General features: G+C 69.6%; 6 protein-coding genes. All 6 read left to right on the forward strand.

The annotated features are described in order from the left end of the window. The coding region (locus QZV94_RS09275) for an NADH-quinone oxidoreductase subunit M (protein WP_293677535.1) at positions 1–815 on the forward strand (815 nt) is incomplete at its 5' end. Continuing rightward, positions 812–2242, forward strand: a complete 1431-nt coding sequence (gene nuoN / locus QZV94_RS09280) for an NADH-quinone oxidoreductase subunit NuoN (RefSeq protein WP_293677536.1) — start codon at positions 812–814, stop codon at positions 2240–2242. The genes QZV94_RS09275 and nuoN, both read left to right, overlap by 4 nt. A gap of 2 nt (positions 2243–2244) precedes the next feature. Beyond that, a complete protein-coding gene (locus tag QZV94_RS09285; RefSeq protein ID WP_293677537.1) occupies positions 2245–2985 on the forward strand; it encodes a biotin--[acetyl-CoA-carboxylase] ligase in 741 nt (246 codons plus the stop codon). 1 nt (position 2986) lies between these two features. Beyond that, complete coding sequence (locus QZV94_RS09290; protein ID WP_293677538.1) at positions 2987–3769, forward strand: type III pantothenate kinase; 783 nt, start codon at positions 2987–2989, stop codon at positions 3767–3769. Continuing rightward, complete coding sequence (locus QZV94_RS09295; RefSeq protein ID WP_293677539.1) at positions 3770–5452, forward strand: ribonuclease J; 1683 nt, start codon at positions 3770–3772, stop codon at positions 5450–5452. Between the two features lie 108 nt (positions 5453–5560). Continuing rightward, the coding region (locus tag QZV94_RS09300; protein WP_293677540.1) for a CoA transferase at positions 5561–7011 on the forward strand (1451 nt) is incomplete at its 3' end.

The raw sequence follows: 7011 nt of genomic DNA on the forward strand, positions 1-7011 counted from the left end.
GGCCGGTCCATACCTGGCTGCCCGACGCGCACGTGGAGGCGCCGACCGCAGGCTCGGTGATCCTGGCGGGCATCCTGCTGAAGATGGGCGGCTACGGCTTCCTGCGCTTCAGCCTGCCGATGTTCCCCAACGCCTCCGAGCTGTTCACGCCGCTGATCTTCGCGCTCAGCGTCGTGGCGGTGATCTACACCTCGCTGGTCGCCTTCGTGCAGACCGACGTGAAGAAGCTCATCGCCTATTCGTCCGTGGCCCACATGGGGCTGGTGACCATGGGCATCTTCAGCGGCAACGCGCAGGGCGAGCAGGGCGCGATCTACCAGATGCTGAGCCACGGGGTGATCTCCGGCGCGCTCTTCCTGATCGTCGGCGTGATCTACGACCGCATGCACACCCGCGAGATCGCCTTCTACGGCGGGCTGGTGAACCGCATGCCGTGGTACGCGGCGGTGTTCATGCTGTTCACCATGGGCAACGTCGGCCTGCCAGGGACCAGCGGGTTCGTGGGCGAGATCCTTACGGTGGTCGGAACCTACGAGGTGTCGACCTGGACGGCGATCGCCGCGACCACCGGGGTGATCCTGTCGGCGGTCTATATGCTGACCCTGTACCGCCGGGTGGTGTTCGGCACGCTCGAGAACCCCAAGCTCGCGGCCATCAACGACATGGAACTGCGCGAAGTGGCGATCTTCACGCCGCTGATCGTGGCGACCCTGTACCTGGGCGTGCAGCCCAACTTCGTGTTCAACATTACCGGGGCTTCGGTGGATCACCTCGTGGACGTCTATCAGGCGGCGATCGGCGGGAGCGCCCGATGACGATCACGGACAACCTGGCCTTCGCCTATCCGCAGCTGATCCTGGCGATCGGAGCGATGGCGCTGCTCATCGTGGGCGCCTTCGCGCCCAAGCAGACCGCCCTGGTCGGGACCGGCGCCGTGCTGGTGCTGGCCGCCGCGGCGGTCGCGGCGGCGACGCGGCCGCTGGGCGCGGCGTTCTCCGGCGCCCTGATTTCCGACGCCGGGGCCGTGTTCGCCCAGGTGGCGATCTATGCGGCCTCCGCCGTGGCGATCCCGCTGGGCCAGCCGTGGTTCGCCCGGCGCGGGGTGCGGGCATTCGAGTTCCCGGTGCTGGTACTCCTGGCGGCGCTGGGGATGGGCATGATGGCCGCCTCCGGCGACCTGATCTCCCTCTACGTCGGCGTCGAGTTGCAGAGCCTGGCGCTCTACGTGCTGGCGGCCATGCATCGCGACAACGCCAAGGCGTCCGAGGCCGGGCTGAAGTACTTCGTGCTGGGCGCGCTCTCGTCCGGCCTGCTGCTCTATGGGGCCAGCCTGATCTATGGGTTCGCCGGCTCGACCGTCTTCACCGACATCGCCGTGGCGGCGGGCGACGGCGCCAACACGGGCCTCCTGTTCGGGCTGGTGTTCCTGATGTGCGGCCTGGCGTTCAAGGTCTCGGCCGCGCCGTTCCACATGTGGACGCCGGACGTCTACGAAGGCGCGCCGACGCCGGTGGTGGCCTTCTTCGCCGCCGCGCCGAAGCTGGCGGCCATGGTGCTGTTCGCCCGCGTCCTCGCCAACGGCTTCGCCGGCGCCGTGGACCAGTGGCAGCAGGTGCTGGTGGCCATCGCCCTGATCTCAGTGGCGGTGGGAGCCTTCGCCGGGTTGGTCCAGAAGAACCTGAAGCGCCTGTGGGCCTATTCCTCGATCGCCAACGTCGGCTACGCGCTCCTCGGGCTTGCCTCCGGCACCCAGGAAGGCGTGCAGGCGATGCTGATCTTCATGGTGCTCTACATGGTCGACGTGACCGGCTTCTTCGCATGCCTGGCGGCGCTGTCGCGGGGCGGCCGGTCGATGGAGACCATCGACGACATGGCCGGGCTGGTGAAGGAGCGCACGGGCATCGCGCTGGCCATGACGGCGTTTTCGCTGTCGGCCCTGGGCCTGCCGATCTTCTCCGGCTTCTGGGCGAAGTACTTCGTGTTCAAGGCGGCGCTGGACGCGGGGCTCTGGGGTCCGGCGGTGATCGGCCTCGTCGGCTCAGTGGTGGCGGCGTTCTACTATCTGAAGCTGATCAAGACGATCTGGTTCGACGGCAGCGCCGGAACCACCGACAAGCCGCCGCTGGAAGCCAACGCCATCGCCATCGCCGGCGGCCTGTTCGCCTTCCCGGTTGTGATCGCCGCGCTGATCTGGCTCTACCCGCAGGCCGGCAAGGCGGCCGCGGCGTTCGGCCTGGCGTAGGGTTGACCAGCCACCCGCCCATCGAAAGCTACGACGAACTCGACAGCACCAACGCCGAGGCGCGCCGCCGTGCGGATGCGGGCGAGGCCGGGCCTGTGTGGATCACCGCCGGCGTGCAGACGGCGGGCCGCGGACGACGGGGACGCGCTTGGTCCACGGAGCGGGGCAACCTGGCGGCGACACTGCTGACCTTGACGGACCGCACCCCGGCGGAGGCGGCGCAACTCAGCTTCGTGGCGGCGCTGGCGGCCTGCGACCTGGCCGACACCTGCCTGGGCGCGGGAGCGGCGCGGCTGAAGTGGCCCAATGACGTGCTGGTGCGTGGCATGAAGGCTGTGGGCATCCTGGTGGAGTCCGGCGCGCGCGCCGACGGGCGGCTGTGGCTTGCGGTAGGGATCGGGGTGAACCTGGCCCATGCGCCGCAGGACGTCGAACGGCCGGCCACCGCCTTCGCTGACCACATGGCCGGACCGCCGCCGGCGCCGTTGGCGGCTCTGGAGGTGCTGGCGTCCGCCTTCGAGCGCTGGCGAACGGCGTGGGCGACGCAAGGGTTCGCGCCCATCTCCGCCGGCTGGAGCGAACGGGCGACCGGGCTGGGACAGCGCTGCGAGGCGCGCCTGCCAAACCGAACGCTCGTTGGCGTGGCGGAGGGCCTGGATGTGGACGGCGCGCTGCGGCTACGGCTGGACGATGGCGGCCTGGAGCGGATAACGGCGGGCGACGTGTTCTTTGGAGACGGGTGAGATGCTGCTGGCGATCGAACAGGGCAACACCAACACGCTCTTCGCGGTGCACGACGGGGACACGTGGATCGCCCAGTGGCGCGCGGCCACCCATTCCAGCCGCACCGCCGACGAATATGCGGTTTGGCTGTCCCAGCTCCTGGCCATGGCCGGGCTGGCGTTGGGCGCATTCGACGGCTGCATCATCTCCAGCGTGGTGCCGCAGTCGATCTTCAACCTGCGCAACCTGGCGCGGCGCTACCTGCACGTGGAGCCGATGGTGATCGGCGAGAATGTCGATCTCGGCATCGAGGTGAGGATCGAGAAGCCCTCGGAGGCCGGCGCGGACCGGCTGGTCAACGCCATCGGGGCGCACATCGTCTATCCCGGTCCCCTGATCGTGATCGATAGCGGCACCGCCACCACATTCGACGTCATCGCCGCCGACGGTGCGATGGAAGGTTGCGCCATCGCTCCGGGGATCAACCTGTCGATGGAGGCGTTGCATCAGGCGGCGGCCAAGCTGCCGCGGGTGGCGATCCAGCGGCCGCGCGGCAATACCGCCATTGGCAAGGATACGGTGGCGGCCATGCAATCCGGCGTCTTCTGGGGATACATCGCCCTGATCGAAGGCCTGGTCACCCGGATCAAGGCGGAATGGGGCGAGCCGATGACGGTGATCGGCACCGGCGGCGTGGCTTCGCTGTTCCACGGCGCCACCGACGCCATCGACCACTTCGACCCGGACCTGACGATCCGCGGCATGCTCGAAATCTACCGCCGGAACTCGGCTCAGAAAGCTTAGATGGCCCGCAAAACACCTGACGACGAGCTCGTTTTCCTGCCGCTGGGCGGGTCGAACGAGATCGGCATGAATTTCAACCTGTACGGCTACGGCCCGCCGCACGACCGGCAGTGGATCGTCGTCGACCTGGGGGTGACGTTCGGCGACCAGACGACACCGGGCGTCGAAGTGATCCTACCCGATCCACAGTTCATCGAGCAGCATGCGCACCGCATCCTGGGGATCGTGCTGACGCATGCCCACGAGGACCACAGCGGGGCGGTGGCGCACCTGTGGCCGCGGCTGAAGGCGCCGGTCTACGCGACACCATTCACCGCCTTCATCCTGCGCGAGAAGCTGCGCGAAGCGGACCTGCTGGACCAGGTCTCGATCACCGAGGTGCCGCTTGGCGGGACGATCGAGCTCGGGCCGTTCTCGCTGGACCTGATCACGCTCACCCACTCGATCCCCGAGCCGAATGGGCTGGCGATCCGCACGCCGCTGGGGGTGATACTGCACACCGGCGACTGGAAGATCGACCCGGACCCGCTCCTGGGCGGCCCCACCGATAGCGACTTCATCCGCAAGCTCGGCGACGAGGGCGTGCTGGCGATGGTGTGCGATTCCACCAACGTCTTCGTCGACGGACACGCCGGGTCCGAACTCGAGGTGCGCGACAAGCTGATCCCGCTCATCGGCACGCTGAAGGGCGGGGTGGCGGTGGCCTGTTTCGCGTCGAACGTGGCGCGCATGGACAGCGTGATCCGCGCCGCCGAGGCCAATGGGCGGCGCGTCTGCCTGGTGGGGCGCTCGATGCATCGGATGGCGGCGGCCGCGAAGTCCGTGGGCCTCATGCAGGACATCAAGCCGTTCATCGACGACAACGAGGCCAAGCGCTTGCCGCCCAAGGGCGTGCTCTATCTCTGCACCGGCAGCCAGGGCGAGCCGCGGGCGGCCCTGTCGCGGATCGCGGAGGGAACGCACCCGCACGTGAAGCTGGGGGCTGGCGACGTCTGCGTGTTCTCCTCGCGCGTGATCCCGGGCAACGAGATTCCGATCCGCAACCTGCAGAACAAGCTGACCGAGCGCGGCGTGCGGCTCTACACCGAGCGCGACCATCCGGGCATCCACGTCTCCGGCCACCCGTGCCGTGACGAGCTGGCCGAGATGTACGCCTGGGCCCGGCCCACCATCGCGGTGCCGACCCATGGCGAGCGGCGCCACCTGATGGAGCACGCCGCCTTCGCCGCCGACCTGCAGGTGCCGCAGCAGGTGACGCCGCGCAACGGCGACATGGTGCGCCTCGCCCCCGGCCGCGCCGAGATCATCGACGAGGTGCCGGCGGGGCGGCTGTACGTCGACGCCGGGGTCGTTGTCCCTGAGAACGGCGACGCGCTGCGCGAGCGGCGGCATGCGGCGTTCAACGGCGTGGTGGCAGTCTCCGTCGTTCTGGACGAGCGCGGGCGGATCGCGTCAGGCCCACAGGTGCGCGCGCTGGGCCTGCCGACGGAGGATGAGGAGCACCTGGACGAGGTGCTGAACGACCTCGCCGATGAGGCGGAAGCGGCGCTGAAGCGGCTGAAGGGCGACGACCTCGAGCTGGACGACAACGTCGAAAAGGCCATTTCGCGAGCGGTGAAGAAGGCCAGCCAGCGCATTTGGGGCCGGCGGCCGGTCGTGGAGACGACGGTGCTGCGGATCTAGCTAGCGCGGCTCATCCGGGCCTCACAGCCCCCAATCTCGTGGACGGCTTGACCGGCGAGGCTGACTTCCCGACGTTGGACCTCTTCCAGGCTGAGGGGGCCTCGCGGAATGACCGCCTACACCGGCGTGCGGATCGCCGATTTCAGCCAGGGGCTGGCCGGGCCGATGGCGGCGATGCTGCTGAGCGACTTCGACGCCGAGGTGGTCAAGGTGGAGCCGCCCGGCGGGGACCGGGCGAAGGACCGTCCGGGCTACCTGGCCTACAACCGAAACAAGCAGGTGGTGACGCTCGACCTGGAGGCCGCCGATGGCATGGCGGCGGCGAGGGCGTTGATCGCCGGGGCCGACGTGGCGATCTTCGACCATGCGCCGGGGCGTCTGGAGGCGCTGGGCCTGGACGCCGTCAGCCTGACGGCGGCGCACCCGCAGCTGGTGCACGCCTGGATGCCGCCCTACGGGACGAGCGGCCGCTGGAGCCAGTTGCCGGCGCACCACAGCCTGCTGGCCGGCATGACCGGCACGGCGTTCCGGCAAGGGAGCTGGTCCGACCAGCCCACCCACCTGATCCTGCCGGTGCTGCACTACGCGCAGGCGGTCATGGGCGCTGCGGCGATCGGCGCGGCGCTCCTGGAGCGGAGTCGCAGCGGGTTGGGACAGGGCGTGGTGGTCAGCGGCCTGCACGGCGCCGCGGAGGCCGGCGGCCCGGCGCGGATCCTGGGCGTCGACCCGCTGCCGCGCGGCACGCCGCCGGGCGCCAACCCACGCTATCGGCTGTACCAGTGCGCCGACGGGGAGTGGTTCTTCTCCGGCACGCTGTTCACGAACTTCTACCTGAAGGCCCTGGAGGTGGTGGGGCTGGCGGACGCCTTCGAGGTCCTGGAGGCCGACATGCTGGCCGCGCGCGACCTGCTGGAGGGGATATTCCTCACCCGGCCCCGGGCGGAGTGGCTGGAGGCGCTGCAGGCCAACGACGTGCCATGCGCCCCGGTGCGGCGGCGTGAGGCCTGGTTCTCCGGGGAGACTGTCGCGCAGGGCGGCCTGCGCCAGACCTTCAACCACCCGCGGCACGGGGAGGTGGCCATCCCAGGGCCGCCCGCCCGGCTCTCCGCCACGCCCGCCGCGATCAAGGGCCTGCCGCAGCCGGTAGCCGCGCCGCCCGCCTGGGCGCCCGGACCCACCTCACAGGCGATCGGCGGGACAGCTCGGGCGGATGGCCCGCCTCTGGCCGGCGTGAGGGTCCTGAACCTGGGCACGGTGATCGCGGGAGCTTACGCCGGAAACCTCCTGTCCAGCTTCGGCGCCGAAGTGCTCAAGGTCGAGCCGCCCCAGGCTGATCCGTTCCGCTCCGACGGACCGCAGTTCGTCACCTTCAACCGGGGCAGCCGAGGCCTGGGCCTGAACCTGCGCCATCCCGAGGCGCGCGAGCTGTTCCTGGAGCTGGCCAGAACGGCCGACGTGGTGATCGACAACTACCGCCTGGGCGTGCGCAAGCGGCTGGGGATCGACTACGCGGCGCTGCGGGCGGTCAATCCGCGGATCATTTCGTGCTCGGTCAACGC

Source organism: uncultured Phenylobacterium sp., from assembly GCF_902826855.1.
Taxonomy (GTDB): domain Bacteria; phylum Pseudomonadota; class Alphaproteobacteria; order Caulobacterales; family Caulobacteraceae; genus Phenylobacterium.

Coding starts and splice junctions, on each gene's coding strand:
- nuoN (WP_293677536.1), top strand. CDS start 812: ATGACGATCACGGACAACCTGGCCTTCGCCTATCCGCAGCTGATCCTG.
- QZV94_RS09290 (WP_293677538.1), top strand. CDS start 2,987: ATGCTGCTGGCGATCGAACAGGGCAACACCAACACGCTCTTCGCGGTG.
- QZV94_RS09295 (WP_293677539.1), top strand. CDS start 3,770: ATGGCCCGCAAAACACCTGACGACGAGCTCGTTTTCCTGCCGCTGGGC.